The sequence below is a fragment of the Nitrospirota bacterium genome, assembly GCA_016180645.1.
In the GTDB taxonomy this organism is placed as follows: domain Bacteria; phylum JACPQY01; class JACPQY01; order JACPQY01; family JACPQY01; genus JACPAV01.
Window position 1 is genome coordinate 83,815 of record JACPAV010000021.1, and the last position, 25,978, is coordinate 109,792.

Annotated in this window: 28 protein-coding genes and 1 pseudogene; 3 read left to right on the forward strand and 26 right to left on the reverse strand. The window is 60.2% G+C overall.

Annotated features, from left to right (window positions below; translation table 11 throughout):
* Window positions 1-17: 17 nt before the first annotated feature.
* The gene (locus HYT87_13545; GenBank protein ID MBI2060787.1) at window positions 18-1,322 is read left to right on the forward strand and encodes an adenylosuccinate lyase; all 1,305 of its coding nucleotides are present in this window, start codon (window positions 18-20) and stop codon (window positions 1,320-1,322) included.
* Here HYT87_13545 and HYT87_13550 read toward each other — a convergent pair.
* The 11 genes from HYT87_13550 to HYT87_13600 form a co-directional block, all read right to left on the reverse strand.
* Window positions 1,289-1,591, reverse strand: coding sequence for a hypothetical protein (locus HYT87_13550; GenBank protein MBI2060788.1), 303 nt, complete (start codon window positions 1,589-1,591; stop codon window positions 1,289-1,291). The two genes, HYT87_13545 and HYT87_13550, sit on opposite strands and share 34 nt — an antisense overlap.
* Entirely contained in the window at window positions 1,588-2,307 is a 720-nt protein-coding gene (locus HYT87_13555; GenBank protein MBI2060789.1) for a nucleotidyltransferase domain-containing protein, read from the reverse strand. Before HYT87_13555 ends, HYT87_13550 begins: the two co-directional genes overlap by 4 nt.
* Window positions 2,304-3,161, reverse strand: a complete 858-nt coding sequence (locus tag HYT87_13560) for an HDOD domain-containing protein (GenBank protein ID MBI2060790.1) — start codon at window positions 3,159-3,161, stop codon at window positions 2,304-2,306. The genes HYT87_13555 and HYT87_13560 overlap by 4 nt, the downstream gene beginning before the upstream one ends.
* A gap of 10 nt (window positions 3,162-3,171) precedes the next feature.
* Entirely contained in the window at window positions 3,172-3,654 is a 483-nt protein-coding gene (locus tag HYT87_13565; GenBank protein ID MBI2060791.1) for a chemotaxis protein CheD, read from the reverse strand.
* Window positions 3,655-3,710: 56 nt separating this feature from the next.
* Entirely contained in the window at window positions 3,711-4,835 is a 1,125-nt protein-coding gene (locus tag HYT87_13570; protein MBI2060792.1) for a SpoIID/LytB domain-containing protein, read from the reverse strand.
* A gap of 535 nt (window positions 4,836-5,370) precedes the next feature.
* Window positions 5,371-5,676: an integration host factor subunit beta gene (locus HYT87_13575; protein ID MBI2060793.1), complete on the reverse strand. Its 306-nt coding sequence runs from the start codon at window positions 5,674-5,676 to the stop codon at window positions 5,371-5,373.
* Window positions 5,677-5,814: 138 nt separating this feature from the next.
* Complete coding sequence (locus HYT87_13580) at window positions 5,815-7,086, reverse strand: bifunctional ornithine acetyltransferase/N-acetylglutamate synthase (protein MBI2060794.1); 1,272 nt, start codon at window positions 7,084-7,086, stop codon at window positions 5,815-5,817.
* Window positions 7,076-7,444 carry a cytochrome c gene (locus tag HYT87_13585; protein MBI2060795.1) on the reverse strand — a complete coding sequence of 123 codons (369 nt, stop codon included), beginning with the start codon at window positions 7,442-7,444 and terminating at the stop codon, window positions 7,076-7,078. The genes HYT87_13580 and HYT87_13585 overlap by 11 nt, the downstream gene beginning before the upstream one ends.
* A gap of 21 nt (window positions 7,445-7,465) precedes the next feature.
* On the reverse strand, window positions 7,466-8,929 hold the full coding sequence (locus tag HYT87_13590) for a leucyl aminopeptidase (protein ID MBI2060796.1): 1,464 nt from the start codon (window positions 8,927-8,929) through the stop codon (window positions 7,466-7,468).
* Window positions 8,930-9,027: 98 nt separating this feature from the next.
* A complete protein-coding gene (locus HYT87_13595) occupies window positions 9,028-13,848 on the reverse strand; it encodes a hypothetical protein (GenBank protein MBI2060797.1) in 4,821 nt (1,606 codons plus the stop codon).
* 179 nt (window positions 13,849-14,027) lie between these two features.
* Window positions 14,028-14,894, reverse strand: a complete 867-nt coding sequence (locus HYT87_13600; GenBank protein ID MBI2060798.1) for a hypothetical protein — start codon at window positions 14,892-14,894, stop codon at window positions 14,028-14,030.
* A 93-nt stretch (window positions 14,895-14,987) separates the two neighbouring features.
* Between HYT87_13600 and HYT87_13605 the strand changes: the two genes are divergently transcribed.
* On the forward strand, window positions 14,988-15,392 hold the full coding sequence (locus HYT87_13605; protein ID MBI2060799.1) for a zinc ribbon domain-containing protein: 405 nt from the start codon (window positions 14,988-14,990) through the stop codon (window positions 15,390-15,392).
* Window positions 15,393-15,539: 147 nt separating this feature from the next.
* Here the strand turns inward: HYT87_13605 and HYT87_13610 are convergent, their stop codons facing one another.
* From HYT87_13610 to HYT87_13645, 8 genes and pseudogenes are all read right to left on the reverse strand, one after another.
* Window positions 15,540-16,691, reverse strand: a complete 1,152-nt coding sequence (locus HYT87_13610; protein ID MBI2060800.1) for a pyridoxal-phosphate dependent enzyme — start codon at window positions 16,689-16,691, stop codon at window positions 15,540-15,542.
* Window positions 16,682-17,134 (reverse strand): hypothetical protein, encoded by a 453-nt coding sequence (locus HYT87_13615; protein MBI2060801.1) that lies wholly within the window; start codon window positions 17,132-17,134, stop codon window positions 16,682-16,684. Before HYT87_13615 ends, HYT87_13610 begins: the two co-directional genes overlap by 10 nt.
* 113 nt (window positions 17,135-17,247) lie before the next feature.
* Window positions 17,248-17,700: a M23 family metallopeptidase gene (locus HYT87_13620; GenBank protein MBI2060802.1), complete on the reverse strand. Its 453-nt coding sequence runs from the start codon at window positions 17,698-17,700 to the stop codon at window positions 17,248-17,250.
* Between the two features lie 30 nt (window positions 17,701-17,730).
* Window positions 17,731-17,943: pseudogene (locus HYT87_13625) on the reverse strand (LysM peptidoglycan-binding domain-containing protein).
* A 194-nt stretch (window positions 17,944-18,137) separates the two neighbouring features.
* Entirely contained in the window at window positions 18,138-19,409 is a 1,272-nt protein-coding gene (locus HYT87_13630) for a hypothetical protein (protein MBI2060803.1), read from the reverse strand.
* A 75-nt stretch (window positions 19,410-19,484) separates the two neighbouring features.
* Complete coding sequence (locus tag HYT87_13635; GenBank protein MBI2060804.1) at window positions 19,485-20,063, reverse strand: hypothetical protein; 579 nt, start codon at window positions 20,061-20,063, stop codon at window positions 19,485-19,487.
* Between the two features lie 355 nt (window positions 20,064-20,418).
* Window positions 20,419-21,228 (reverse strand): hypothetical protein, encoded by an 810-nt coding sequence (locus tag HYT87_13640; GenBank protein MBI2060805.1) that lies wholly within the window; start codon window positions 21,226-21,228, stop codon window positions 20,419-20,421.
* A 40-nt stretch (window positions 21,229-21,268) separates the two neighbouring features.
* Window positions 21,269-21,679 (reverse strand): retroviral-like aspartic protease family protein, encoded by a 411-nt coding sequence (locus tag HYT87_13645; GenBank protein MBI2060806.1) that lies wholly within the window; start codon window positions 21,677-21,679, stop codon window positions 21,269-21,271.
* Between the two features lie 209 nt (window positions 21,680-21,888).
* Here HYT87_13645 and HYT87_13650 point away from each other — a divergent pair, with 209 nt between their 5' ends.
* Window positions 21,889-22,119: a hypothetical protein gene (locus HYT87_13650; protein ID MBI2060807.1), complete on the forward strand. Its 231-nt coding sequence runs from the start codon at window positions 21,889-21,891 to the stop codon at window positions 22,117-22,119.
* Between the two features lie 99 nt (window positions 22,120-22,218).
* Here the strand turns inward: HYT87_13650 and HYT87_13655 are convergent, their stop codons facing one another.
* From HYT87_13655 to HYT87_13685, 7 genes are all read right to left on the reverse strand, one after another.
* Window positions 22,219-22,545: a hypothetical protein gene (locus tag HYT87_13655; GenBank protein ID MBI2060808.1), complete on the reverse strand. Its 327-nt coding sequence runs from the start codon at window positions 22,543-22,545 to the stop codon at window positions 22,219-22,221.
* Window positions 22,542-22,889: a nucleotidyltransferase domain-containing protein gene (locus HYT87_13660; GenBank protein MBI2060809.1), complete on the reverse strand. Its 348-nt coding sequence runs from the start codon at window positions 22,887-22,889 to the stop codon at window positions 22,542-22,544. The genes HYT87_13655 and HYT87_13660 overlap by 4 nt, the downstream gene beginning before the upstream one ends.
* The gene (locus HYT87_13665) at window positions 22,886-23,320 is read right to left on the reverse strand and encodes a HEPN domain-containing protein (protein MBI2060810.1); all 435 of its coding nucleotides are present in this window, start codon (window positions 23,318-23,320) and stop codon (window positions 22,886-22,888) included. Before HYT87_13665 ends, HYT87_13660 begins: the two co-directional genes overlap by 4 nt.
* 263 nt (window positions 23,321-23,583) lie before the next feature.
* Entirely contained in the window at window positions 23,584-24,462 is an 879-nt protein-coding gene (locus HYT87_13670) for a hypothetical protein (protein ID MBI2060811.1), read from the reverse strand.
* Window positions 24,463-24,641: 179 nt separating this feature from the next.
* Entirely contained in the window at window positions 24,642-25,037 is a 396-nt protein-coding gene (locus HYT87_13675) for a hypothetical protein (GenBank protein ID MBI2060812.1), read from the reverse strand.
* Between the two features lie 31 nt (window positions 25,038-25,068).
* The gene (locus tag HYT87_13680) at window positions 25,069-25,251 is read right to left on the reverse strand and encodes a hypothetical protein (protein ID MBI2060813.1); all 183 of its coding nucleotides are present in this window, start codon (window positions 25,249-25,251) and stop codon (window positions 25,069-25,071) included.
* Complete coding sequence (locus tag HYT87_13685) at window positions 25,230-25,595, reverse strand: nucleotidyltransferase domain-containing protein (GenBank protein ID MBI2060814.1); 366 nt, start codon at window positions 25,593-25,595, stop codon at window positions 25,230-25,232. Before HYT87_13685 ends, HYT87_13680 begins: the two co-directional genes overlap by 22 nt.
* Between the last annotated feature and the right edge of the window lie 383 nt (window positions 25,596-25,978).

Consider the following 25,978-nt stretch of genomic DNA (forward strand, 5'->3'; position numbering starts at 1 on the left):
GGACTATAATCCCTCCCATGATTGAGCGGTACACGAGGCCGGAGATGGTGCGGATCTGGTCGGACGAGAACAAGTTCGCCACGTGGCTGAAGATCGAGCTGAAAGCGTGCGAGGCGGTCTCGAAGCGAGGGAAGATTCCCAAGGCGGATGCAGTCGAGATGAGCCGCCGGGCCCGGTTCGACGCGGTGCGGATTGGGGAACTGGAAAAGACGACCAAGCATGATGTCGTGGCCTTTGTCACGAACGTGAACGAATCGCTGGGGCCGCTCTCAAAACATTTTCATAAGGGGCTGACGTCATCCGATCTCCTTGATACGACGTTGGCGATCCAGCTTCGAGAGTCGTCCGATTTGATCCTGGCGGCCATCCGCGCACTCAAGAAGGAGCTTCGAGCGAGGGCGCTGGAGCATCGGAGAACGGTGGGGATTGCTAGGACGCATGGGGTCCATGCCGAGCCGACCTGTTTCGGCCTCAAGTTTGTCCTGTGGTACGACGAACTCGCGCGGAATGAGGCGCGATTAAGGCGCGCCCGGACTTCCATTTCCGTCGGAAAGATTTCAGGCGCCGTGGGAACCTACGCTCATCTCGGCCCGGACGTTGAGAAGGACGTTTGCCGGTCGCTGGGTCTGAAGGCGGCGAACATCTCCACGCAGATTGTTCAGCGGGATCACCACGCGGAATATTTCTCAACGTTGGCGCTGATCGCTTCAAGCCTGGAGAAGATCGCGGTCGAGATCCGCCACCTTCAGCGGAGCGAAGTGCTCGAGGTGGAGGAACCGTTCACTGAAGGGCAGACCGGCTCTTCGGCCATGCCGCACAAGAAGAATCCGGTTCTCTCCGAGAATATCGCCGGATTGGCCCGGCTCGTCCGATCTTACGCATCCGCTGCGCTCGAAAACATCGCGCTTTGGCACGAGCGGGACATCAGTCACTCCTCCGTCGAGCGGGTCATCGGACCGGATGCCTCCATCGCGGTTCATTTTATGCTCTGGCGGATGGTGGAAATCATGCGAGGCTTGGTGGTTCACCGGGACCGGATCCGGGCCAACGTGGACCGGCTGGGAGGCCTGGTCTATTCGCAGCGGGTTCTGGTGGCGCTGATGGAGAGTGGGATGGGACGCGATGAAGCCTACAAGCTCGTGCAGAGGCACGCCATGGCGGCGTGGAACAACGGCCGGCCGTTCAGGGCCCTGATCGAAGGCGACCCGAAAGTGAGGAGAAGTATTGGACCGGGACGCATCCGTTCACTCTTCAAGCCGGACTATTTCCTGCGTCACGTAGACCAAATCTACCGACGCGTTTTTTCAAGAAGCCGGGCGTAGAGGGCTCCGATGCCGCGGGGCCGGAGGGGGATGGGTCTGGCGCCGGCCCCGAAGGCGCCGGCTCGATAACCGAAGGCGTTTTTCCGGATGGTGGTGTCCATCAATCGCCGGGCGGTCATCTTGCCGGGATCGCCTCGGAGGTAGTCCTTCGATTTCGCCTTCTTTCGGAGGCTGAGCATCAGGATGGCGGTGGCGACGATGATCACCACCACGAGCCAGTTCGAATACGAGCGCGGGTCAAACAGGCCGGAATCGGCGCTCACGGTCATGGCAGCCGTTTCTCCACCACTTCGAGGACCCGCTCAACGTCTCTCAGGTAGTAGCCGAACATCTGCTCCCGTTCGTGCTCGCCGGGCGGGCCCAGCGTATGGTCCCGAACGCTCAGGAGGACTTTGGCCGTCGTGAGCGCCGTATCGAATTGTTCGGCGAATTGCTCCAAGCTGTCCTTTTTCGCGCGTGCCGGCTGAAGTTGCTGTGTGCGCAGGAAACCGCGTACGAGAAAAACGAGATCATACAACGTGTCGAAGGGGGACCGCTCGGCATCTCCCAAGATGAGATTCTTCTGAAGCTCGCTGTGGAGGCGGAACAGGCCTGCTCGAACGGCGCGGTTCAAGTCCTCCGGCTGGACGAGATTCTGCGCGAAAGGATCCTCCCCGTGGAGGCACCGATGAAACTGGACGATCTCACGAATTTCAATGGGGAAGATTCGCGGAAGGTCGGGCAGCCGGTCCTCAAACCAAACCGCGGGGGAGGCTCGAAGGTCTCTCTCCAGCTTGCGAACAAACTTGGAGGGTAGGAGGGGAAGCTTCATGCCCGACTTCACGGCGAGCAGGAGGTTGACATCGGATACGCCGGGCAGGAAATCGCCGGTTACCGCGCTTCCAAAGAGGATGGCGGAGCGCAGACCTTCGCCCAATTGCTCGACGAGCTGTTCCTTGATTTTGAGGACGCGCTGGTGGACTTCGAGGAGGCTGGGGGTGCTCACCCCGCGAACATCTTCTCGGCTTCCTGCGCGCGCTCGAGCATTTCGCCGAGGATCTCTTCCGTCTCGCCTTCCTTCACGCCGATGTCCTTGAGCGACTGCTCCTCCAGCTTGAAGTACATGCCGTCGTAGCCCACGCCCTGACCGGTCATGCGGCAGAGGCAGTTGGCCACATGGACGACGCCGCAGAGTTGCCGGTTCATCTTGGCCTGAGTGGGGAGGTGATGGAGTTGGATGGCCTCCACCAGTTCGGGCGCGAGCTTCCATTTGGTGGCCGCCATTGCGCCGATTTCCGCGTGATCGAAACCGAGCACTTTCTTCTCGGCGATGGGGAACTCGATATTTTCCGACTGGACCACGTTGATGACGGCCTCGAACTGCTCGCCGAGGAAGCGGTCCATGATCACCTTGCCGATGTCATGAATCAGGCCGGCGGTGAAGGCCATGTCCCGCAGGGCGCGGTTGTGACGCGTGGCCAGCGCCTGCGCGCCGTAGGCCGTCATGATGGAGTGGACCCACAGTCCTCCCTTGTCCAGCCCGTAGTTCTTGAGCGAACGGCGGAGGGTGTCGATGAACATCCCGGCGAGCGCGAGGTTCTCCACCACGGAGAAGCCGAGGAGGGCGGTGGCCTGCTGGATCGACGTGATTTTTTGCGGGAATCCGTAGAACGGGGAATTGACCAGCTTGAGGACCTTCGTGGTGAGGGCCTGGTCGTGCGCGATCACATTGGCGAGGTCTTTGGCCGAGGCCTTTTCGTCCTTGGACAGATCGATGATCTTCTGCATCGTCTGCGGCATCGGGGGGAGTTCCTGAACCGTCTTCAGGATCTTGTTCATGGTGGCGACCGCGGTGGACATGAGCTCCCTCCTACAATTTGGTCTGCGTTCTCTGCGCGCCTTCGAGCCGAAGGCACAGAACCTCGCCGCTGGTCGAATTGACCTGGAGCGATCGAATGAACTTGCCGCCCACGTCTTCACCGGTCACGGGGATGGGAATTTTGCGCAGGGCTTCTCTCGCTCCGCCGACGTTCCGGTCGCTCAGAACCGTCTGCGAGAGCATCTGTGCCCCGCCGGCAATTTTCGCCACCATTTTCCCCTTTTGCGCCCCCAATTTCAGAAGCTCCTCAACGATGGCGGGAACCGCCATGTTTGTAAATTTACCGGCATTGCCGAGATCCTTGGAAGGTGACTCCGGGAGAATGCAGTGCGCACCGCCGCAGATGTGGGTGACGAGGTCGATTACCACGATCCCGACGCCTGCGCCGATCCGATCGATGACAAGTACGGCCCCCGATTCCTTGGTTGCTTTCCACTCGCCCAGTCGAACGTCAATCGATTTGCCATTGGACACGTTTTCGGCGGATGTTAGCGTGGTTTAGGTCGCAAGTCTACAGAGAAACGGGCGATTCAATACAGCTTGGTGATTTCGACACCCGAATAGTATTTCTTCAGGATTTCCTCAAAGGTGTGCCCTTCCTGCGCCATCCCCCGGGCGCCCCACTGGCACAGACCCACCCCGTGGCCCGATCCGGAACCCATGAACTTGTATCCTTTCGCCTGGCGGACGATCTTGAAATGTGTGCTGGGGATTCGGTTGAAGCCGACACGCTCGCGGAACTCTTTCCCGGTCAGCGAGACTTCACGCGATGGCGTGACAAACCGGATGCGCCGCACGCGGCCGGAGGGCTGCAGGGAGGCCACTTCCACCGACTCGATATTCTTAATGCCTACCTCCCTCTCGATTTCAGGGGTGGAGAGATTCACTTCCCAGTACGCGTTCGGGCAGTCCTGGTCGAATCCGCAGGTGACCCCCTGGAGGTACGATCGTTCCCGTCCCCAAACCGTGCCCGAGGCCTCCGTCTGCCCGCCGCAGCAGGAGTGGTAGTACGCTTCGATGACTTCGCCGTCCTGGGTGAGCACCAGTCCTTCCGTCTCTAGAACAGCTTGAGCCGCGGCATCGTCCTCTCGAGAGGAACCCCGGTAGACTTGGTCCATGACCGTGGCCTCCACGTCGAACCGGGTGTCCTTGGGTTTTCCCCTGCGGGAAAGGGCGTAGGATCGAGCGGCAACCACCTGGGCCTTCACCGCCTCCAGAGGCCATTTCGACGAGACCTCATGGTTGATGATGCCGCGCACGTAGTCTTCCAAGTCCAGTTCGTTCACGGCGAGAATTCGAGAGCCACCGTCCGAGTGCAGGACGACTTCCCCGCGGTACGGATGCCGGTCGACTTGGATGGGGAGACCGACGGAAACGATGCGCGCGCCGCTCCGGACCACGGCATCCCCTTTTTCCCAGTGGAGGTGCAACTTGCGATCCTTGGAGGAAATTTTCAGCGGGTTGGTTTGAACGTCCACTTGCGTGGAGCCGTCCGTGATCTGAAAAGGGCCCCCCTTGATAGTGATCGGCGATTTCTGACGGAGGATGGCGACTTTGATGATTTCCCGAGCGTGAGCTTCCGAAGGATTGGAAAAATTCAGGAGCAGAAGGGCGAAAGCGCCGAGGAGAATTGAGCCGTGCGATCCTTGTACCATATGGCTCAGGATCGGCAATACGCGGAAGAGATCATCTGTGTTGGCAACATGGTACCCACGACCCGCTCGTCATGGGGAATAGTTCGTATGAAGCGGGGCTGACGTACTGCGCCAGAGAGAGTACCGCGGCATGAATTTCTCTACGCAGTACTGGCACCACGGAAGACCTCAGCTCGACTTTTGCCATTTTTCCATGCTGTGTGAACATCACTTCACGAGGGAAGGCCATTTCCACGCCGTGAATTTGTTGACAGGAGCCGTTTTCCGGTCTCGTTTCAAAATTCATCGCTCAGAATCCCGCTCGGATGGGAAGGTATCTTCAGACACCGTTCAAGAATGGCAAAAGTCGAGCTTAGAGCCTCTGACAGAATGCCGATTCGTATGGGAGCATCTTCAGATGCTCCCTCTTGTCGGGAGGGTCTGAAGACCCTCCCCTACGCATAATGACCAACATAAACCTTTCAAAAAATGGCAAAAGTCGACAGAGCCTTTAGGCTCTGCAAGTAGATGTGCACAAAGACTTTTGTGCACATACTTAGGTCTGGTTTCCTTCCCCCTCCGGTGGCTCCGAGTTGATCATTCGTTTCAGCTCCCGGCCCATCTTGAAGTAAGGAAGTTTCTTGGGTCTCACACTGATCTTTGCGCCGGTACGGGGATTTCGCCCGGTGTACGCGTCGTAGCGGCGGACCGAGAAGGTTCCCAAACCGCGGAGCTCGACCCTGGACTCCTCGGCAAGGGATTCGGTGATGGCGTCGAACAGGTAGTTCACGACTCTCTCGGAATTCCGATAGGAGAGGGCGCATTCCTTCATGAGGAGCCGAACCAAGTCGTATTTGGTCATATTAAGTGACAGTCTATACCGATGGCTTCCAGAATTGCAAGTGAAAAAAGGGGGTTGCGGGCGACCCCACCACCTCGAACCGGCCGAAGGCCGGATTCCTAGAGCCCGCCCAAGGGTGTGCTGTTCGAGGTGGTGGGGCTAATCGTACGCGGCGTTGATGGCAACGTATCGAGGCGAGAGGTCCGTGGTGTACACCACCTTCTCGGCCTTTCCGAGGCCCAGAGAAACCTCGATTTCAATTTGTGGGCGGCGGACGGCCAGCCGCGCACGGCGGAGATCCGTGGGGCCGGCTGGAAGCCCGCGGATGTAAAGCGGGATTCCATTCAATCGGATCGTCGTTCGATCCGGGTCAATCGGCGACCGGGTCGATCCGGCGGCGGCGAGAATTCGTCCCCAGTTCGGATCTTGGCCGTAGAGGGCGGTTTTCACAAGGGGAGACAGAGCGATCGCCCGGCCAACAGCTTCGGCTGAGGTTGCATTCCGGGCCTGAGTGACGCGGATGGCCACGGTCTTCGTGGCCCCTTCGCCGTCAGAGACGATCTGCAACGCCAGATCCCGGAGCACGCCGCGGATGGCGCCGGACACACGGTCTTTTTCGGAAGGCAAGACCGGGGCAAGGCCCGACGAAAGAAGGAACACGGAGTCATTCGTGCTCATGTCGCCATCCACCATGATGCTATTGAAGCTTTCTTCGATGGCGCGGGCGAGAATGGAGCGAAGTTCGCCGGAAGCGAAGCGGGCGTCCGAGGCGACGAACGCCAGCATGGTCGCACTGGGTGCATGGGTAGGTCTCGCGTTACGCTCGACCTTCCGGCCCCAAGTGCCGCACCGTCCTTGGCCGGCATGGGGAGGGTAGGGGATGAGGCGTGGGCCGATCATCCCGGCCCCTTTCGCGAAGCCCATCACCGTGGAGAGGCCGGCCTCCAGGCCGAGGCGGCGGACGGACACTTTCGGCCGCGTGTCGGTGGTCATGATCGCTTTCGAGAAGGCGCTCCATCCCTCAGTGTCCAGCTTCGAATGAAGCCGGGGCAGCGAGGACTGAATCTTATCAACGGGCAATCGATGGCCGATCACACCGGTGGAGGCCAGAGCAACCGTTCCCGGGCGAAGGCCCAGTTCCCGCTCGGCCGAACGTGCGATCGCCGAGCAGTCGTCGACTCCCTTTCTTCCCGTCGCGGCATTCGCATTGCCGCTGTTCACGAGGACGGCATGGATCCGGCGGGGATCCAGGTGTCGCTCGTTCCACAGGATGTGCGCGGCCTTCACGTGATTGGAGGTATAGGCAACCGCGTAGGCGCAGGGAAGGGGTGACCACAGGAGGGCCAGGTCGGGGCGTCCATTCCGCTTGATCCCGGCCGAGATTCCCGCGAATCGGAAGGGTTTTGGAGGGGGTCCGAGCTTAGCGGCCACGAGTGATCGCTTCCGCGAAATAGGCAACGATCCGGTGCTCTTCGACCGGCGTGAGTTCCACCGGCGGCATAAAGGCCTCCGGGTTGAACCGCCGCGGGGTTCGCGTGTAGGACCGGAGCCATCGTTCGCCCTTCAGGTGGAACACCTCATGGAGCGGAGGTCCGGACATGGGTGAGCCGCCTTGGTGGCAGGTGGAGCATTTCCGGAGGTAGACGACCTCTCCCTTTTCGGCTTCCGTGGCGTTCTCCGGCAGGATCATGAGGATGTCTTTCAGGCGCTTTCCGCGAATTGTCTTGAGCAACGCGCCGGTGAGGATCATGGAGAAGATGATGAGAAGGATGAGCGTGGGACGTTTCATTTCCCAGCCGTCCCCGGCGCACTACACGTGAAGCAGGTAGTCCACAAGGAGGCGGACGCCGAATCCGGTCCCTCCCTTGGGGCAGTAGGGAAGCTCCTTTTCAGTGAACGCCGGACCGGCGATATCGATATGCGCCCAAGGGACGCTTCCTACGAATTCTTTCAGAAAAAGCGCGGCGGTGATCGAACCGGCGTAGCGTTCTCCGGCATTCTTCATGTCGGCGATGTCGCTTTTCAGCAAGTCCTTGTAGTCATCTTCCATCGGCATGGCCCAGAGTTTGTCCCCCGTTCGATTTGAGGAGGCGGAGAGACCCTGGATCAATTTTTCGTCGTTCCCGAACAGTCCGGCGATGCGTTCGCCCAGGGCGACCACACAGGCGCCCGTGAGCGTGGCGAGATCGATCATGGCTTTGGGCTTGGCCTGCGCGGCATGGTAGAGGACGTCCGCCAGCGTCAATCGCCCCTCCGCGTCCGTATTGTTCACTTCAATCGTCTTGCCGGACATGGTGACGAGGACGTCTCCCGGCTTGTACGCATTTCCGCCGGGCATGTTTTCGGTGGCTGCAATGTAGCCGCGAACCTCCACCTCCGGCTTGAGCTCCTTCAACACCCGGAACGTACCGATGACCGCCGCAGCTCCCGACATGTCGGATTTCATCGTCTCCATCGATTTGGCCGGCTTCAGCGACAGGCCGCCGGAATCGAACGTGATTCCTTTCCCGATGAGCGCGATCGGACCCTTCGGAGACTTTGTCCGTGGCTTGTAGCGGAGCTCGATGAATCGGGGGGGACGGTGGCTCCCGCGCGCCACGCCCATGACACCGCCCATCTTCATTCTCTGAATCCATTTCTCGTCATGGACCATGACTTCGACTCCCGGAGTCAGCGACTGGGCGGCGCGCGCGAGATCTTCGGGAGTCATCGTGCTGGCCGGCTCGTTGATCAAGGTCCGCGCCGCATTGACCGCCTCCGCCAAGACCTGCGCCTTCGAGGCCAATTCGGCTTCCCGACGTCCCAGCCGATGCGAGGTGACGAGATACGCGGCCGCGAGTTCCGAGGCCTCTTCGTCTTTCAGATATCGATCATACCGGTACAGTGCGAGCGAGACGGCTTCCCCGAGAGCGAGGAGGGCATTTTCGGTATCGGCCAGTACGGCGTGATCCGCGGGGATGAGCAGAAGCTCCTTTGCTTTCATCTCGCGACTCCGGCGGGCCGCGCGGGCGGCGGCTTGGCGCCATTTTTCGAGATCGAAAGCACTGCGCTTTCCGAGTCCCGCCACGAGAATTCGTCCTCCGCCCGTGTGGATCAGGACGGATTTCCCCTCCTTGCCTTTGAATTGTTCGAGACCGAGAATCTTCTGGATTTCGCCGTGGAATCGATCGGCCAGCAACCCCCAGGCAGGGGACTTGTCCTCTTCGAACTGGAACAGGCAGATCAGAGCCTCGCTTTTCGGGGCTACCTTCGCGCTCCAGATCCCGATCTTCATAAGGAAAGGATTCTACGCAGGATCATGCGATGAATGCAATCGCTGGAAAAAAAGGAGGCCGCCCACGCGGACGGCCTCCCCACGTCTCCCTTGATTTGCTACTTGCAGGAATCGGGTCCGGACAGCTTGCCGCCCCGCGAGCCACCCTGTTTGTCGTAGATGGCAATGGAGCCGTCTTTGCAGAAGGCGAGCTCGAGGTCCGCTGTACCGCCGCCCGATTTGCTGGCCACGAGTGTTCCGACGCCCACTTCATTCTTGGAGTTGGCTTCATCGGTAAACACGATGGTGCCGGTATCCTTCGACCCGTCCGGTTTGACGATGTTGACCGTCATTTCGGACCCCTTGTCGGTTCGGACCTGGCTGAAACCGGTTTTGTTCCCGGCCTCGTCCGTGGTTTCGCCGGACACATTGCGCCAGCCTTTGGGATCGATGGAGAGGAGGACGTCGAGCTTCTTGCCGCCGGTGGTCACCTGCATCTTGCCGTCGCCCGTGTTTCCTTTCTCGTCCGGCGGATGCATTTTCAGGTCGGCCTTGGCCGCCACTTGCACGCCGAAGGCATCGAGGGACATGTCGAACTTGATCCGGGGCGTCTTGGTGTCCGCTCCGGTCACTTCGAAGGTGATCGAGCCGCCGGGCAGCGGGATGCTGCCTTTGGCTTCCGATCCGCCGTTCGAGAGTTCGAGCCCCTGGACCTTCGCAAAGGCGCTGCCCTCCGAGAGGATTGGGGCGACATCGCACTTCTTGGGATCCGTAGCGAACTGGCTGTCTCGCGGTTCCTGGCGCGTGGTGCCGTCCGGTGCCACAAAGGTGACGAGCGTCTGGCTCACGCCGGAGAGGCTCTCGCCGCAGTTCTGGAGCACGGGGTCCGAGTCCGCCAAGTTGTTGGACCAGATGCCCTGGAGGATCGATGTACCCGTCTCGGCCGTGGCAATTTCCGATTTCGCGTCCGGTGGAACCGGGTAAGTTGTCGTCCCGCTTTCCTTGCTGTACCACGCGCCGGTATCGTCCACGTCCGTATTCGGATTCCCGGGCCTGTCGATGGCGCAGTACTCGAAAGTTCCGGTGGTCGAACCGGAACCGGGGTACTGCTCAAAGAAAGTTCCCGCGATCTTGTCCTGGGTGGGGACATGGGTTCCGTTCGGTCCCAAGGGGCACTTCAAGTCGTCTCTACCCTTGAATGTGCGGACTTCATAGCCTTTCTTGGCATCGGAGAAGTCGAGCATGGAGAGATCAACTTCCGAGGTGTCCTTTTTGAGCAGGCCCGAACCGGCCGCCATGTTGGTTTCCGAGGTGATGCGGATCTCGGTCTCCTGAGTCAATTGGGCCGTTTCGGTAGGTGCGCCTTCCGTACCTGCCGGAGCGAACGTATCGGTTGAACCGGCGCTCAGCTTGGGGTACTGGTGGATCGTCATGGAAACGATGGTCTTCGCCATCGCATCGTTTTGGAGCGCTCCGGCGCCTTCCATGTCGGCCGTCTTGGCTTTTCCGACCATTCCGATCAGGGCCTCGACGTCGGCCGGCTGGAACGCCTTGGCGCCGACGCGCTTGCCCTCGATCACGAAGCTGCGCGTGGTTTCCTTCGACCCGTCCGCGAAAGTGAGGGTGGAATTGATGTTGGCCTCACCGCCGACCGGCGTCCATGCGTCCTTTACGCATTGCTTACATACGTAGGAACTGCCGCTCAGCTTGCAGTTGGCCATCATGTCGAGCCGCGGAGGCTCCCATGGGTATTTGACGCACCGCTGACCCGAGACGGAGGCTGCCTGGAGTTTCGGTGTGGCCAGCGGTCCGGCCCCCGGAGCAGGGGGAACAGGTCCCCCGAACGGTGGACCGGCCACCGGGGTCAATCCGCCTGCGAAGCAGTCCTCGCATTCATAAATGGTCTTGGTCACGCTTCCGCAGGCCTTGCAGGAGTCGTTTCCGCAATTGGGTACAGCCGGCCCTGGACCGGCGAATCCACCGGGACCACCGGGGAATCCCCCTGGCGGCGGAGCGGCTTGTGCGGTGCAGATGAACTTCTCCTTGCACTCGACTACGGATTTGGAGGTCTCCTTCGTACACTTCACGCCGGGGGGTGGGTTCGTGCACGCGGATCCCGATACCGGGGGACCGAAGGAGGCGGGACCGGCCAGACACGGGTTGGTGGCCGAGTTGCAGGTGAAACTCGCCGTGCAGGTGTACGGGGCCTTTACTCCGCCTCCCGCCATGCAATCGCCCGGGCAGGAGAAGGAGGTTTCATTCGGATCGCAGATGGCGTTCATGTTGCAGGATGTGCCGATGGAGGCGCAATCCGGGCAGGAGAACGGCGATTCGTTCGAGTCGCAGAACTTGTTGAAGTTGCAACCGCCGCCGGTGGCCGCGCAGATGGAGACGCCCGCGCAATCGGGGTCGATGCAATCCGGTCCGGAGTTGCAGTCGTTGTCGATGCCGTCCGAACAGTAGCCCGCCTCACTGGTGATACCCGCCGGCTGGGGCATGCAGGTCGCCGTTCCACCGCTGGGGGGTGGAGCTGACGAGCTCTTGCACTGGGCGACATTATAGTCCCAGAAGCAACCATAGCTTGTGTTGCAGGTGGGTTCCGTGACCATGGTCGAGCAGCCGCTGGCCGTACCTTGGCAGTCAGGATCGCCGCCGTCCGTGTACGGATCGCAATCGTTGTTGATGCCGTCGTTGCAGTAGCCCGCTTCGCTGGTTGCCGCCGCGGGCTGAGGCGTGCAGCCGCTTGCGGTGCCGCTTCCGCAGGTGTTGTTCGAGTAATTCCAGACGCAGGGTGCAAAGCAGGTGGGTTGAGTCACCGCGCTGGCGCAGTTGGTTCCGCCTCCACCGCCGCAATTGGACGCGCCCGCGCAGTCGGGGTCCTGGCAATCGACGTAGGCATCGCAATCGTTGTTGATGCCATCGCTACAATAGTAGATACCCGTCCAGTATTCGCTGGTTGCGTCGGCGGGCTGTTTCACGCAGCCGCCGCCTCCACCCCCGTCCCCGCAGGTGTTGCCATTCCAAACGCAGGGGGCCATGCAGGTGGCCATGGTGACGAAGCTGGAGCAGCCGGTGCTGCCGGCAACGCACTGATTGGTACTGTTGCACGTGTAGCCGGAGGCGCATGATGGGCAGGTCAGGTATCCCCCGCATCCATCGGACACCGTTCCGCACTTGCCAGGGCACTCCGTCGAAACCGTTTTCACCGTACACGTACTGCTGGTTCCGCACGTGTTGCCGTTCCAGACGCAGGGCGCCATGCAGGTGGCCATGGTGACGAAGCTGGAGCACGAGCTGCCGGAGGGGCAATCACCAGGGCAGTTGGCATTGCTTTCCGGGGGGTTCTTGCTGCTTTCGCAGGTGCCGTTGTTGCAGGTGTAACAGTTGTCGTTCGGGCAGGCGACCGCCGTTTCGCCGGCGCTAATATCGCAGTAGTTGTTTGCGTTGCAGCTGACTCCGCCGCAGGCCGAGGTTTGGCATGCGTTGTTGCACCAGTAGCAAGGTGACGTACAGGTGGCGGAGGTCGTGTAGCTGGAGCACGCGACCGGGCAGGATCCGTACGTTTTGCAATTCTGACCGAAGGCCGCGCCCGCGTCCCAGCAGCAGGAATTCGTCGGGCAGTTTCCCACGGCCGTGTTGACTTTGCAGCAGTCGCCAGGGCAGGAGGAGGCCGTTTCACTCCCCGCGCAGGTTCCGTTCCCGCAAACTTCGCCCCCGCCGCAGGCTGTGCTTTGGCAAAGGTTGGTATCGGTACACCAGTTGCAGGGTGCGAAACAGGTCGGTTGGGTGACGGCGTTGGAGCATGAGCTGCCGCAATCGGAGGAGCAGTTCGAGCTGGTTTCCGGAGGGTTCTTGCTGCTCTCGCACGAGCCGTTGCCGCAGGTGAAGCAGTTGTCGTTCGGGCATGCCGCGGCCGTCTCGCCGGGGTCGCAGTAGTTGTTCGCGTTGCACGTTGAGCCGCAGTTGCCGGAATATTCGCAGGTCATGGTGCTGGACTTCCAGCAACAGGTCGGCTCCGTGATACACATGGCCGACGTGGTGTTCATGTAGCACGGGAGCATTCGCTTGGGCGCTGCCGCGGACTGCCGGCATGTCCGGCCCGGGTCGGATTGGCATCCATTGAAGTCCCATTGAGGATCGCACGGCATGTCCTGTTTGCAGGTGTAGGCGCCTTCGATGTTCTTCGTTTCGCACGTCCGGAAATCGTTGCTCCTGCAACCCTCGAAATCGACCGCGGGATCGCAAGGCAGCCCCACGCTGGTGGAGCACTCGGTCACGGTCTTTGAAACTTGTTTGCAGTTCGGGGGGGGGGTGGCGGCGACCTCGCTTACGTTGCAGGTTTCCGAACCTTTGGGGTTGATGTCGTACTCGACGACCTCCGCCATGAGGACGCCATCGTTGACCTTATCCGTGATCTTGACGTGGTAGAGACCGTTCTGGCTGTCGGTCACATCAACCACAAGAGACCCGTCGCTGTGGCAGTTGTAACTTCCCGGCACGGGGGCTGTGCCCGAGCCATCGGCCAGCGTCAGTCCAGCTAGAGCGGGACAATCCGAGGGATCGGCGGCTTGTTGCCTCGGTCGCTTGGCGGATCGACCCGGTGCGCCCCGAACGCCGCCCCGCACGCCTCCGCGCACTCCGCCGCGGACTCCCGCGCTGGACTCGTTGCCAAGACTGGAATTGAGAGAGGAGGCCTGATCGGTGACTTGGCTCAAAGTGGATACAGAGTTCACCACTTGGCCGGCCTGCTCAATGCTGCCTTTGACGGCAGAGGTGGTGTTGGCCACGGCGGCGACGTCTGCGCCCGTGGTGGTGGCGGCTTGTGTGCTGGCGGCCAATTGCTTCTGGAGGTCCCCCAGGAAATTACTCTTGCCGCAAGCGCCGAGCGCCGAGGCGAGGAACACTCCATAGACAAACAGACGAGATTGTCTGATCTTCATAAACCACCTCCCGAAAACTTAAAGCTGATCGTGACGGTCAACATCTAATCCCAACAAAAACAATTCATGCGACGTTTTTAGCACACCCCCAAAATGATGTCTGTGACTTATATCACGTGGGGCGGGGGAGTCAAACGAGGGGTTGGCTCATGAGATGGCTTCTGGCCGGGCCAAGAGACTTACTCCTTCGGGCTCCAGGACAAGCGAAAACTGACCTGGGGTCCGCTGAGGTCGATTCGGCTCGAAGATGCCTGGAAAACATCGGGGGGCCGTCCGTATCGGGGGGACAGGAACACGTACATGACGGAGAATGCGCCGGACCAGGGCCCATCCAGCGCCTGTGCAAACGTAGCCCCCGCTCCCCACATCAATGAGGTATCGAAAGATCCGGGCAGCGTTTCCCGAGTGTTGAAGGCCGCTCCCGCCTCCACGGCGAGCGAAACGGAGGAAGGAGTCTCCTCCCAGATGCGTCCCTCGATGCGAGCGGCAGGTCCGAGAAACGAGTGGTCTCCCGCGGCGTAGGCGAATCCCTCAGCCTGAAGATCGAGCCAGGGTCCGATGGGGTGGGGCAGACCTACCCCCAGGGTACCGCGGATGAGAGGAGCGGCGCGCGTGGTTTGTTGTCGACCGCCCAGGGAGGCGACGTTCAGATCCTTCCCGAACAGCGGAGATAGAAACCCCACGTCGGCGATCAAGCGCCAGGGTGTCAGCTTGGGGGGGGGAGGCGCGTCATTCGCGAGGGAGGCGCCTTGACCGAGCACGGCAATCAGGTCGAACGGGCCTTCCCAGAGGAGGGGACGGACTTCGGCGTTTCGCATGAGTTCGGCGATTCGCTTCGCGCCGGCCGGGTCGCGAGCGTAAACAAGCGCGCCGATGGGGGTCACCCTGTTCCACCGTTCGACGCTCACTTCGTAGCCCTCCTGCCTAAGCCATTGGGTGAAGAGGGAGATCATGGCCGGGGGAGATCCGCCATCCACGATTTTCGCGATGGGGCGGGGGGTGGCGAGCACTTGGAGCAGAAGCGTCAAGCCAATCCAGTATCCCATCCGGGGAGGCTATTACAGTTGCGGAGTTGGGGCAATGCCGCGCCGGGGTTCCGGGGAGTTGGCAAGGTCCGCGCTTCTCATTATGATAGGGACATGCCTATTTACGAATACCAGTGCTTGAAATGTCGGAAGAGGAGCACCGTTTTGACCCTTCGGGTTTCCGAGAAAGTGGATCCCGTGTGCGAGCATTGCGGGAGCAAGGAGATGAAGCGCCTGATTTCCCGGGTGCGCGTGGTGCGATCGGAGGAGAGCCGGATGGAAAGAATGGCCGATCCGTCGTCCCTGGCGGGGTTGGATGAGAAGGATCCGCGCAGCATGGTGCAATGGATGAAGAAGATGGGCCAGGAGATGGGCGACGACATGGGGGAGGACTACGAGCAGATGGTGGAGGAGGCGGAGGTCGAGGCCGAAAAGGAAGCGAAGGGGGAGGTGGAGAAATCGGAGGAGGGGGGAACGGCGGATTCGTCGCCGACGGGGGATTCGAGCGGAGATGAATAAGAGCCTCTAACGGAATGCGTAGGGGAGGGTCTTCAGACCCTCCCGACAAGAGGGAGCAAGTAGGGGAGGGTCTTCAGACCCTCCCAACAAGAGGGAGCATCTGAAGATGCTCCCCTACGAATCGGCACTCTGTTAGAGGCGCTAACTCTATCGAGGCGGAGTCTCGACCGAAAGCAGGCGCCTGAATTTCCAGGGCAGGTCTTTCACTTTCAATTGGATGAGCGATTGGATGGATTTCGAGTTGTAGGTATCCCAGAAGAGCACGGGCACGCCCTTTTCGGAGGGGGCGAGTTTCATGAAAGCGGCAAACGTTTTCCCGCTGTAGGTCGGTTCCAGCTTGAGTTTTTCGTGCTCTTTGGCGAACCGGATCGCCTCCTGCGCCTCCGGCGTAGGGTGGCCGTATCCCCCGCCGAGATAGCCGCCCTCCACGTGGACCATGTCGAGGGTGATCTTGGTTTGGCCGAAGACCGGATCGAACGTTCGCATATACTCGAGCGTTCGTTGGGCGAGGCTGGCTACGACGAAGCGATTGCACATGCTCCGTTCCACCACGCGGACGCCGATCACCTTGCAGGAGAGCTGAGCGAGCGCAAATCCGACGACGAGACCGGCCATCGTGCCTCCCGAACCGAGTGGGACGTAGAGGGTGGCGGGTGGCGGGAGATCCCCGGTTTCGGTCTGGCGCTTGATCTCGAACGCCGCGTTGACATAACCGAGGCAACCGAGGGGAGAGGAACCGCCGGGGTAAACCACGAGAGGGTATTTGTCGACTCGAACGACCTGCCGGTGAAAGTACTCCATGAGCACGTGCGGGAGCATCCAGGCGCGGGAACGGGTCAGTTGGCAATCGACGCCGAGGGAGAATAGAGCGAGGAGAACGTCGCGCACGTAGGCGGTGGCCGGCTGGGGAAAGAGAATGGCGGTGACATCGAGACCGAGGGATTTCGCATAGAGGGCGGAAGCCAGGACGTGATGGGATCCGATTCCTCCAACGACGATGATGCGTTCGAACCCACGCCGGCGCGCTTCTCCCAGGATGAACTCGAGCTTCCGGACCTTGTTCCCGCCGTACACTGTGCCGAGAAGATCGTCGCGCTTGATCCAGAGGTGGGGGTGGTGAAGGGCGCGGCCCGATTTCTCAAGGCGCTGGACGGGCGAGGGGTAGTCGCTGAGGCTCGTCCAGGGAATTTCTTCGAGCGAGGGATAGGCCGCGAAGAGGGGCAGCCGCGCCTTCGGCTCTTCGGGAACCGCCGGCGGATCGGATGGCCGCGGTTGGGTGTGAGTGAGCGCTACGGCCATGGCTCGATGGTTACGCGAGTGCCGCTTGGGGTTCGCGCGATCGCGCTTCGCCAGGATCCTCGAAGGCGGCCGAGGGGGACGTACCGGCCGGATTTTTCCAAGGTGTGCGGCGATTTGCGTGTGTTGATGAGGATGACTTGTTTTTCCGTCCAATAGAGGATCTCGCCCGGTGTGGCCACGGCGGAGATTCCTTCGGCCTCGGACATGGGCAGGGACTGGCGAAGCATCAAGAGTCCGTCCACTTTCCGCCCCTTCCCGGCCAGGGGGAGGCACGCCGCCAATCGGCCGGCGATGGCCGTGGATGCGAGTTGACCTTCGGCCGCGCGGTTTCCGATCCGAACGAGAATGCCTTTCCCTTCGACCGCCGCGTGTTTCTGTCCCCCGCGAAGGGATCGGATCTTCGACTTGATCCGTTGCGGGGAAAAGAGGGCTGAGAAAAGCATTTCGGGATTATAACAGGAAGCGGTCAGCGATCAGCAATCAGCTTTCGGCTTCAGGGCAATGATGGATCGGAACGTTCCGGCTGTAGGCTGACCGCTGAATGCTGATGGCTTTTTCACAGGGTGGGTAGGAATTGAAGCGGGTCATTCGCCATGTTCCGGTACCGGATTTCGAAGTGGAGATGCGGGCCGGTGGCGCGGCCCGTCTGGCCGATCTTTCCGATCGCCTGGCCTTTTTCCACCAGATCGCCCTTTCGCACGAGCATTTTCTGGGCATGGGCATAAACGGAGGCGAAGTCCCCGGCATGTTTGACGATGATGAGGTTCCCATATCCGGCCAGCTTGTTGTCGCTGTAGATGACCTTCCCCGAGTCGGCGGCGACGAATTCGACGCCCTCGCGCGCCGCGATATCCAGGCCCTGGTGGCGACGGTCCATCCGGACGCCGAATTCGGATGAGAGGCTCCCCTTGATCGGCCAGATGAATCGACCTTTCGTTTTTTGGACCTGCGCTTTTTGCATCGGGGGCGCTTTATCCTGTCGGAGCAGCCGTTTTTCGACTTTTGCCATCTCCCGGGGAGGGGACTTCTCTTTCACGCGCGGGATGAAGAGCAGCTGTGCCTCCTTGAGAGAGGACGGATCGTCCAGGTCGTTGATGAGGACGATTTCGATGAGATCGGCCTCGTATTCGTCTGCGATTTGGATGAGGGTCTGGCCCGATTTGACCCGATGATAGATGCCGGGAGCGCATGAGGTGAGTGCGACGCTAAGGATGGCCGCCGCGACGAAGCGTCGAGAGCTCGGGAGGTTCAGAAACTTCCTTCGCTCCGTGCGGAGCCGGCAAGGTTTCGGATTGCAAACCCGGACACATCCATGTGTTTGTCAGCGTATTCTACCCCTATGCGGCTTCCCTCACAAACCGGCTGTCAGGGCCGTAAGACGCGGGCTAAAGCCCGCGCCTACCCAGGGGTGTCCGACGCCCGGCGCCGGCTTGGTAGCCGCAGCCTTCAGGCTGCGTTCCGGGAGTGCGACAGGGCGATGCCTTCGAGGATGCCGGAATCGCAGACGGTGAGGGCGGGCAGGCCGAATCGGTCCATGCATCGGAGGAGGATGGCGATGCCCGCGAGGATGAGATCCTCGCGGCCCTTCTCCATGCCGGGGAGCTTCAGGCGGGCGGCAGCCGGGACGGCGATCAAACGCCTCATGAGGGATTCGAGATCGCGACGTGTGAGCCGCGTTCCGGAGATCTTCTTCGGATCGTACTTGCGCATTTTCATCTTCAGCGCGGCGAGGGTGGTGACGGTGCCGGCGGTGCCGACGAAAGAAGTGATGAGTGATGAGTGATGAGTGATGAGTGGGGAGCGCCGGGTGACGGGTGACGGGTGACGAGTCAGGTGCGCGGAAGACACCATCCTTTCTACGGGAGCCAGTGCCGCGTTGATCGCTTCATCGAGCTTACGCATCTCGAACAGAAGCGGCGGATCGTGGTGGAGGTGGGTTTCCGTGAGACGGACGACGCCGAGGGGGGTGGTTTGGATGCCGCGGATTCCTCCAAATGCCTGGCACTTGCCTTCGTTCGGCGCCGTCCTGGCGCCGTTGATCGGCAAGTGCCGCAACATCTTTGTCTGGTAGGGGAGCATCTTTAGATGCTCCCTCTTGCCGGGAGGGTCTGAAGACCCACCCCCACGCATTTTGTCACAGAGGATGAATTCCGTGCTCCCGCCGCCGATGTCGACGACCAGAAGAGGTGATCCCGTGATCCCGTGATCCCGTGATCCCGAGACGGGGTCTCTTTTTCTCCGGTTCACGGGTTCACGATTTACAGGCTCACGAGGCTGTTTCAGCCCGTAGATGATTCCACGCATGGCGTAGGTGGCCTCCTGCCGGGCGCTCACGATGCGCACGTCCCAGCCGTAGCGCTTACGGATGCGAGCAAGCAGTCGCGGTCCATCCTTCGCGGTACGAAAGGCAGCCGTGCAGATTCCGCCGGCCCAGTCCACGCGGTGCGTTCGAATCTCCCGGGCGAAGTCGTCCAGCGCCGCCAGGGATCTCTTGACCGCATCCGGATGAAAAGTCTTCCGTTTGTGCAGATCCTGGCCGAGGCGCGTGATGGAGCGGAGGACCCTGATCGGCCGGAGCGTGATCCCGTGACCCCGTGACCCCGTGAGCCGGCGAGTCCGCGTCTGGTTCACGGGTTCCCGATTCCCGGGCTCACGGATCTCGGCGATGAGCACGCGAAATGTATTCGTTCCAAGATCAAAGGTGGCCACGCGCATCATGGCGGGATCATACGTTCGTAAACGAAAACGGGGTAGCGCCATTTCGCCACCCCGTTACGTGTTGCTTGTTGAGGTTTACTGCTGGGTCTGTGTGGCCTCCGGATGGGTTTCCGCCTTCGGTTCGGCGTCCCCCTCCGCTGTGCTTCGGGGACGGCGATTAGAATTATCGTGGGGGCTTTGCGCCGCGAGTTGTTTCTCGGCCTCCGCGCGCGGGCGGCTGAGGGCATCGGCCAGGAAGAGAAACGCGTTCTTCACCTGCTCGTTCTCCGAAGCCACCGGTTTGACGAACCTCCAGATCTTGAGGACGCCTTTCCATGCGGCATCGTCGGCGATGAGGCGCGCGTGTTGCGCCCTCTTCAAGGTGAGTTCAAGCCCTTCGCGCAGCGCGGCCTCCACGGTTTGCCTTTGCCGGGCTCGTTTCACGAGACCGGCGAGGGCGCCTGGGCTCATTCCCGGTATTCGGACGTTCGCTCGTACCCGATTCCACGCCTCGATGGCCTTGTCGGCCAGTTCTTCGAAGTTTTCCGGCGGCTTGAGCAATCGCTGAATCTCGGCCACGCTCAGCAGCCTGCCGGGCGCCGTGGAGCGCCTTGCCCTGGCCTTCGGTGTGGACGTTTTCCCTGCGCGTGTGGACGTCTTCTTGGTTCGTGCCATGGTTCCTCCTTTTTTCGGACCCCGGTTCCTCCACCCCCGGAACGACGGATGTTTTCTCTCCCCCCTATCGCAGCCGTGATTGATTGTCAAGGGTGCCCCGGTCCAATCGGTCGGGGGTACCAGTGTGGGTACGAGCTCGGACCCATCAGACCTGTCATTGCGACCGGATCAATCGGTCTATTCGACTGATCCCATTGGTCTGATAGACCATTTCAATCGGTCTGATTGATCGATCTAATCGGTCAGAGAGATCGATTGAAGGATGGCGTGAACAATGCTGTGATCACGATATATTAGTCTGAATTCCTGTAAGCGAGGGAAGCAATCAGGTCAAAACCAGACGGACTTCCTCGGGTCAGCGCTTGCACCAGCACCAGTACCAAGTGACCACGAGACTAACCGTGTGCTGTTCAAAGTCGCTTCGTGATCCGGGGCCTGAATATTCGTAATCGGCATTGAGGTCCCACAGGCGGCTGAGACTCCAGGACGACCAAACACCCAAAGGGAATTCGAAACGGGAGGCGTCGTTTCTTTCCGCTCCTAGGATGGATCGGGCGAAGAATCGCCTGTACCCGGCGGTGGCGTTCGGGCCTACGGCCCATCGGTCCGAAAGCTGGAAGAACGGTCCGATGGAAACCTGTGCCCACAAATCGTCCCGGTTGCCTGCTCGATATCGCGTTCGATGCGTGTAGGAGAAGCTGGATCGGATGGCAAAGGCCGAATTCTCAGTGAGCCGTCTGCGGAAATAGGTCCCCACGTTCGGTCCGAGAATCCAGCCATCATAGGTGGAGTATCCAACCGTGCCGAGATGGGCGATAAGGGCCGCCAGATTCTTTTCATCGCGGAGGACTTGGGCTTGGGCGCCCCACGGCAGGGGCGCGAACAGTAGCGTGACGCTGTCACGCACGGCATAGCTCCAAAAGAGCGCGCTGGGGAGGCCGAAATTGGCATCCCACTTGGTCCCTTTTCGCTCAACGGATGATTCGGAAGAGATTTTCCACGTTGCGAGGCCTTTCGGCAGAGCAAAGGGGCGGTCAATTTGCCGTGTGGAGTAGCGGACCAAAATTTCGTCCCGAACGGGACCACACGAAACAGCAACGAATATCACACCCGTTAGGGCGCCGGCCAACGCGCCGATGGCGGACGTAGAGCGCCATTCGGTCATAGCCGGAAATCTCAAGCCACTTGGATGATGTCCGGGTCCCTCATGTCGTGTGCGATGGAGATACGAGTCTGGCCCGCCGATTCGAAGCGGCCGGGAGCGGACCCGCCGCGACCAGTTTCTTGCGAGCGGGGTCGACAACCAAGTTCAGGCCCTCGAGCGTCCGAGCGCCGAGCAGCGCCTGATCGCCGGGTTCGGCAAAAACGACTTCGTCAATGGTAAAGGCTTGCGCCACGCGAAGGATGGCGAAGCCTACGCTTTTCGTGACGACTTGACCATTGGCCATGACGAATCGAAGGTCTTTCTTCTCGCGCACCACGCCGATCCGTTCGAGCTTGTCGGCGGGAATCCACGTGAATTCGCTCCCCGTGTCAACGAGAGCCTTCGGAATGCGGACGGACCTCCTTCGCTCGACGTGATGCTCAACCTTGCAATCGACGTGGAAGGTACCCACCGGAGGATTATATCACGGTCGTGAGGCCGGTGAGGGGACGGTTCGAACGTCGAGAAACTGGAGGAAGGTGGACGCACTCAAGTTGGATGATGGTATCCGTCATGCCCAACATGCCTGGCAAGACTTATCATGCGTCGAAAAATTCGGATCAGGTATCCCATGGAGCTTGGGGATAGGAGGCTGCGCCACGGGGATGTCGGAAGGGATGAGTGAAGAGCGGTGCCGGCTTTCGACGCCGTGTTAGTGCCGGCGTCCAACTTGAGGCCGAATCCATCCGCCATCCGCGTCAGGTGGTTGAAGATACCGACGATGTGGGCGACTTCCAGGCAGGCTTCGTCATCGAAGCCCAGATCGCGCAGTGGCTTCCAATCGTTCTCGACCATTTTCGTGGGCGTGCCGCTGAGCTTTTCGGCCACGGTGCACAGGGCTTTCTCGCGTGAGGTGAGAGAGGTCAACTCCCGCCAACGGCGGTTCTTGATCGCCTCGACGAGTGCGGGATCGCCGCTTTCCGTACGCAGAAACTCTGCGTGAGATTGCGTTCAGTAATGGCAGTCTTGTGCGGCGGCGGTGATGGCGGCCACCATTTCGCGCTCGCCTCGCGTGAGCTTCCCCGGTGCGAACATGATTTGACCGAACAGGAGGCCGAAGAAGGGGCCGATCCGGTCGTGCGCCATCACGAGCCGGGTCATGGCGGGCAGGAATCCGAAGTCATACGGAGCGAACGGAAGGGCTCGGCGGAGGGCTTCCTCCGACGGGATCGTCACCCACGCGGGCCGGTCTTGATCCGGAGTACCAGCCACGGACGGTGCGGTGCCCCGCCCATCGGGCCGACCACGATGGGAGGCAGAAGGAGGCGGGGTGCTCACGCGACCTCGATTTTCTTGTCGATGAACCGGTCGTACCACTTCATCTCGCTTGGAGTGACGAGGTGAAACTCGAACGGGCTGCCGTATCCGATTTCGTGGTGGATGTCGGCGGAGAGCTTCGATCGTTCCATGGTTTTCTTGGGCATGGAAGGGGAGACAATGAGCACATCGATATCGCTGTTGATCCAGAAGTCGCCTCGCGCCACGGAGCCGAAGAGGAAGACTCTTGCGCCCGGCACCATGCGTCTTGCGAGTCGTTTGATCTCCTTGAGGTAGGACCGTCGGCGCCGGAAGTATTCCGTCCTTCGATTGGCCCTCTCAATAAGATAGTCGATGTGTTTCATTTCCGGCCCTCCGCAAATTCCGTAAGGACGTTTGCGAAGCGAAGCATCAATTCAACCTGCTCTCTTGTGTATTCAAGGGGGATGTATCGAGTGCCGATGTATGCCTGCTCGAGGTCAAGGATCACGGCCCTGTGTTGTTCGATAAAGCTCTCGGCTTGATCGCGCGCGCCGTACGCGCCGCCGAATTCAAGCAGGAGGTCGGTGAGCGAATGGGTTTTCAAAAACTCGCCCAGCTTCAGGCCGATCCGATATTTCAGGTGGAGTTGGCAGAATTGTTCGATGTGGAAGGCGGCGACGTCGTATTTTTCTTCCTTGAAGAGCCGCTGCGCCACGTCCAGGAAGATGAGCGCCCTGTCCCGCAAATACCCGACTTCCAAGTCGGCCCGTTGGCGGCTGAATCCTGCCCTTGACTGCTTCTTCCCTTTCGACATGCTCCCATTCTACGGTTCCCCGGTGCGAAATCAAAGCGATGCGCGCCCCCTCTCAAAAAAAGGTGGCATTCAATCTATCGCGGATTTTGCGGGCGTTTCTTCTTCCGCCCGGAAACTCAGGGATGGGGGGTCAAGTCTTGAATTGGTACATCTCCAACCTTCAACGCGATCAACATGTGCCAATTCAAGACTTGACCCCGTTGCTCCGTTGCCTTTCGCCAGTTCTCAACCGATGAAAGTTTGAACCGGCTCCAAACTCCGAGCTACCGTTGGGGAAGACGGCCTGTCTGTATAGCGTTCCCGATGGACGACTGAAGCAGGAGGGCGTACCTGTAGCCGAAGACAGAGGCCGTGAGGAATTCGGCTGCATTGTCTTGGGTGAGCGGTGTCCTGAGATGTCCGTCGTGTGCGATTTCATTTCTCAGTGTTCGCAGCCTGTTCAGGAGACTGAGGATCGAATCTTGCAGCCGCGGAGCTCCAGTAATATGGCAGATCATGGGTACGAGAACGTTCAATTGATGGTACAGAGTTGCTCCATGATCGAGAAATTCTTTTGCCTTTTCGACGGAGCAAAACGCACGGATGGCGCTAAGGACCGGCGGCCCCAATGCCGATTCGAAAGCGACATGTGCGGGCAAGACAACTTCATCATGTTTGTGGGCCGAGTATTTCCTTGCCGCCTCCATCAGGTGTGAGGGCGGAATTGCAGCCGTTCCGGCGGGCAACCAGAAAACGAAAAATTGGACCTCGCTTGACGCCGGAACAGCATGGTTCGCAATCGACGATCCGTAGATCCAAATCTTCGGTGGAATCGAGGTAACCGGCAAAACATTGCTATGCAGGAAGAGTGGTCGCAAGGGAGGGTGCTCCGGCTCCGACGCTATGGGCGTCATGTACAAACTAAGAATGGTCGCGTCTGGGGGAATTCCCCACGTACTGAAATCGATTTCAATTGCCGCTTCGCGTTGGATGGTCGCCTTACGCCGAGTTTGCGAAGCTCCGATAGCCGCATAGCCGCCACCCAGATTAGGCATCATCTGCGCGAAGTCCTTGATGACCTGCCAAAGATCGACCGGATTTGAACAACGTAAACAAGGTACCGGTCCTGACCGAAAGAATTGGTCGAAGGTGTCTTGTTCCACCTCCAACACCGTATGGCAGTGGGGACAAACGCAGGACGGGCCGACGGTTAGTGGATTGTCCAGTCTGAAATCCTCATGGTCTGGGAGCTTAGGGGTGTGCCATTTCTGAACTGGGTGGGGAAAAGCTTACATACTGTTTGGGTCTCGCCCACGAAGCCATGAGAACCGGGCGGGGCTGATCACGCCACTTCGATGATGTCCGGGTCGCGCATGTCGTGGCCGACGGAGACTCGCGTCTTGCCGTTCCGATTCTTGATCGTGATGTCCCAGCCTTGCATCGTGTCCGCCCCGATGACCATTTCTCTCTTGAGGTCGGGGGATACGAGGACGCGATCGTTGATGCGCCTCCGCCCGATCGTCATGATGAGGCCCGTCTCACCGACAATACGCACGCCTCCTGTCTTGGATGCGGTGCCCAAGGTCTTGATGAGGGGAAAGCGGATGACGGTTCTGGCCGAAGGAACGCAATCGGATCGAATGATGGAATAATGCGAGCCGGTGTCGAACAGGGCGGGGATGGTCTTTTTCTTCTTGTCCCCCGAGATCACGGTGATGGTCAGAACAGGTTTTCCCACGACCGCCATTATACCACGGTCACGGAACCGGTCAGAGTTCGGGCGGGATGCCGCTTTTTATGAGAACATCCCGGATGAAGGAAATGAATCTCTCCGCCTCGGTGATCGCTTTCTCGGCGTCGGCCTTGTCGAAGAAACTCAAACGCTCGTAGTCGCTGTCTTCCCGCCCGTGCCGGAGCCCGTTGCGGATGTTCAGGACGGTTTCTTCGTCCACAGAACTTTCTCGTCGCGCCGAAGGCCTTTCCAGAAGGGAGCCGAGCTCCCGTACATTTTATCGAACCGGTCGAGAGGCACGATTCGGGGCGAAATGCTCAGTTCGCGCTCCAACTCGAAATGGGTGACCAGCTCGAAGATGCGGTCCTTCATGTCGAGGCTCGCATCGGTGACCACCATGAGGACGTCGTAGTCGGAATCCGGTCTCCAGTCGTTTCTGGCCCGCGATCCGAAGAGGGCGACCCGGACGAGACGATCCTGCAAAGCTTCACGCAGCCTTTCAGTCAATTCGTTCCGTATGGGCGCCGGATCCACGAGTCCATGGTAGCAGAACGGTCGGAGCATCCCAAGGGAGGGCATGTGCGGGGAGGTTTAGAACCTATCCCAAAACGTATCGCGGACCCTGAAGGGCCCGCTACGGAGAGTTCGTCTTCCGCCTGTAGCGGAGCCTTTAGGCTCCTCGAATCCCGCTCCGGTTCCGTCGGGTTTTGGGATAGGCTCTAAGCTCGACTTTTGCCATTTCTTGAAAGGTTTATGTTTGGTCATTATGCGTAGGGGAGGGTCTTCAGACCCTCCCGACAAGGGGGAGCAACCAAGAGGGAGCACCTGAAGGTGCTCCCCTACGAGGAGGCATTCTGTCAGAGGCTCTGAGATCGACTTTTGCCATTTTTTGAAAGGTTTATGTTGGTCATTATGCGTAGGGGAGGGTCTTCAGACCCTCCCGACAA

What these genes read in the sequence shown, in the direction of transcription:
- HYT87_13545 (MBI2060787.1), top strand. Translation starts at nt 18, where the DNA reads ATGATTGAGCGGTACACGAGGCCGGAGATGGTGCGGATCTGGTCGGAC.
- HYT87_13550 (MBI2060788.1), bottom strand. Translation starts at nt 1,591, where the DNA reads ATGACCGTGAGCGCCGATTCCGGCCTGTTTGACCCGCGCTCGTATTCG.
- HYT87_13560 (MBI2060790.1), bottom strand. Translation starts at nt 3,161, where the DNA reads ATGTCCACCGCGGTCGCCACCATGAACAAGATCCTGAAGACGGTTCAG.
- HYT87_13570 (MBI2060792.1), bottom strand. Translation starts at nt 4,835, where the DNA reads ATGGTACAAGGATCGCACGGCTCAATTCTCCTCGGCGCTTTCGCCCTT.
- HYT87_13575 (MBI2060793.1), bottom strand. Translation starts at nt 5,676, where the DNA reads ATGACCAAATACGACTTGGTTCGGCTCCTCATGAAGGAATGCGCCCTC.
- HYT87_13585 (MBI2060795.1), bottom strand. Translation starts at nt 7,444, where the DNA reads ATGAAACGTCCCACGCTCATCCTTCTCATCATCTTCTCCATGATCCTC.
- HYT87_13590 (MBI2060796.1), bottom strand. Translation starts at nt 8,929, where the DNA reads ATGAAGATCGGGATCTGGAGCGCGAAGGTAGCCCCGAAAAGCGAGGCT.
- HYT87_13595 (MBI2060797.1), bottom strand. Translation starts at nt 13,848, where the DNA reads ATGAAGATCAGACAATCTCGTCTGTTTGTCTATGGAGTGTTCCTCGCC.
- HYT87_13600 (MBI2060798.1), bottom strand. Translation starts at nt 14,894, where the DNA reads ATGGGATACTGGATTGGCTTGACGCTTCTGCTCCAAGTGCTCGCCACC.
- HYT87_13605 (MBI2060799.1), top strand. Translation starts at nt 14,988, where the DNA reads ATGCCTATTTACGAATACCAGTGCTTGAAATGTCGGAAGAGGAGCACC.
- HYT87_13610 (MBI2060800.1), bottom strand. Translation starts at nt 16,691, where the DNA reads ATGGCCGTAGCGCTCACTCACACCCAACCGCGGCCATCCGATCCGCCG.
- HYT87_13615 (MBI2060801.1), bottom strand. Translation starts at nt 17,134, where the DNA reads ATGCTTTTCTCAGCCCTCTTTTCCCCGCAACGGATCAAGTCGAAGATC.
- HYT87_13620 (MBI2060802.1), bottom strand. Translation starts at nt 17,700, where the DNA reads ATGGCAAAAGTCGAAAAACGGCTGCTCCGACAGGATAAAGCGCCCCCG.
- HYT87_13630 (MBI2060803.1), bottom strand. Translation starts at nt 19,409, where the DNA reads ATGATGCGCGTGGCCACCTTTGATCTTGGAACGAATACATTTCGCGTG.
- HYT87_13635 (MBI2060804.1), bottom strand. Translation starts at nt 20,063, where the DNA reads ATGGCACGAACCAAGAAGACGTCCACACGCGCAGGGAAAACGTCCACA.
- HYT87_13640 (MBI2060805.1), bottom strand. Translation starts at nt 21,228, where the DNA reads ATGACCGAATGGCGCTCTACGTCCGCCATCGGCGCGTTGGCCGGCGCC.
- HYT87_13660 (MBI2060809.1), bottom strand. Translation starts at nt 22,889, where the DNA reads ATGAAACACATCGACTATCTTATTGAGAGGGCCAATCGAAGGACGGAA.
- HYT87_13665 (MBI2060810.1), bottom strand. Translation starts at nt 23,320, where the DNA reads ATGTCGAAAGGGAAGAAGCAGTCAAGGGCAGGATTCAGCCGCCAACGG.
- HYT87_13685 (MBI2060814.1), bottom strand. Translation starts at nt 25,595, where the DNA reads ATGCTCCGACCGTTCTGCTACCATGGACTCGTGGATCCGGCGCCCATA.